This is a genomic window from Roseateles aquae (assembly GCF_032337115.1).
Classification (GTDB): domain Bacteria; phylum Pseudomonadota; class Gammaproteobacteria; order Burkholderiales; family Burkholderiaceae_C; genus Roseateles_C; species Roseateles_C aquae.
In genome coordinates this window covers 1-1801 of the sequence record NZ_JAVXZY010000033.1, presented here as the reverse complement: position 1 = coordinate 1801, position 1801 = coordinate 1, and the positions used below count along the sequence as shown (strand labels likewise).

General features: G+C 66.8%; 1 protein-coding gene. It reads right to left on the bottom strand.

The window, feature by feature from the left end:
- Positions 1-173: 173 nt before the first annotated feature.
- Positions 174-1712 (bottom strand): IS1182 family transposase, encoded by a 1539-nt coding sequence (locus RQP53_RS24620; protein WP_315653380.1) that lies wholly within the window; start codon positions 1710-1712, stop codon positions 174-176.
- Positions 1713-1801: the final 89 nt, after the last annotated feature.

Here is a 1801-nt window from a genome sequence, read left to right as displayed (position 1 = left end):
CCTAACGAAGCTGTCCAATAACCCCACCCCGACGCGTCAAGGCATCTGACGAGCAGGATGGGCTCTGGTTCAGCAGAGTTTTCATTGCGTGCGATTGTGGCGCGAACTTTGGGCCTTGGTGGGTGGCTGTGGCAGCTGCTGACGGGGGACTTCCCTGCTGCGCCCCCGCGCCTTCATGGCCCCCATCCGCTGTGCGCCAACTTCTCGATGTTGTGCACCAGACAGAAGAGCTGCCACTGCGCCCGCACCTTGGCCGTGCCGCGCAGCGTGAAGCGGGCGAGGCGCTTGTTGTGCCTGAGGTTGGCGAAGACCGGCTCGACGGTGGCGATGCGGCGGCTGTAGAGGCTGCGTCCCTGCGGGCTGTCGATGGCCCGGCGCATGCGCTGGCTCGCATCGTTCGGGTCGATCTCGCTGGCGTGGAAGAGCGAGACCTTGCGCGCCTGCGTGCGTTCGGGGTGGCGCAGGCACTGGGTGCGCAGGGCGCAGCCCTGGCAGTCTTCGGGCCTGGCCTTGAAGTCTTCGCGCCGCTGGCCCTTGCCCACCTGGTAGATGGCCCCGCTGCTGCGCAGGGTCTGGCCCGCCGGGCAGAGGGCCGTGCGGGTCTTGGGGTCGAAGCGGAAGTCGCGCGGGCCGAAGTGCTGGATCGGCTTGTCCTGCCCGGTGGGCTGTTTGTCGTACAGCGGGTCGGGCTGGGTCTTGTGCTGAGCTTGGCTCTTGAAGCGTTCATCACGCTGGCGCATTTGGTTGTCGGCAATCAGCGCGGGTCGGCCTTGGGCTTGCAGCGCCAGCACATTGGCATCGCTGTGGTAGCCGGCGTCGGCGGTGATGAGGGTCTGGGCATCGGCAAAGGGCTGGGCTTGCTCCACCATGGGCAGCAGCATGGCCTGCTCGGAGCCTGAGCCGGTGATGTCCGCCGCGATGATGACTTGGTGCTGGGCGTCCACCGCGGCTTGGGCCGCATAGCCCTGGATCACGCCCTTGCTGGTGGCCATCTTGGCGCTGTCCGGGTCGGTGATGTTGGTCTTGAGTTCCTGGCCCTTGCGGTTGCGCCGTGGCGTGTTGGCGGCCAGGAACTCGCGGGTGCGCTGCGCCTCGCGGCGCAGGGCGTCCACGCGTTGCTGGCGCTGCGCATCCAGCGCCCGCTCGCCAGGGCTGGTGCTGCCCTTGTCCTGCATCTGATGCAGCGCCACGATCTTGTCGGCCGCCTTCTCCAGGCGTTGCGCGCGATGGGCCAGCTCCGCATGGCTGCCGCTGCGTTCCTTGCTGGCATTGGCCGGCAGCTTCACGCCATCGATGGCGAACAGCTCGCGTCCGATCAGGCCCTGGCCATCGCAGACCAGCAGCACCTGGTGAAAGAGCGCCTTCAGCTCCTCGCCCAGCGTGCTGACGAACTTGGCCAGCTGGGCGTGGCTGGGGTGGCTGTCGCCGCTGATCGCGATGAACTGGATGTCATGCACGCAGGCCCGCTCCAGTTGCCGGCTGGAGACCAGGCCGCGGCTGTAGCCCAGCAGCACGATCTTGAGCAGCACGCGCGGGTCGTAGGCACTGGCGCCGACCTCGTCGTTGCGGTAGCGGGCATCCAGCGCCGAGAGGTCCAGCTCATGCTCCACCAGGTAGTCCAGCGCGAAGGCGAAGCTGCCGGGCACCAGCTGCTCGGACAGCACCACCGGCAGCAGCATCGAATCGCGGACCTGGGGCTTGTAGCGCGGCATGCAGACCTCCTGGGATGTCTGCGTAGTTGAACCGCTAGCGCTCTATCTGTGAATTGGGGATGTTGAGGAGATTTTTTACAGCCTCAACG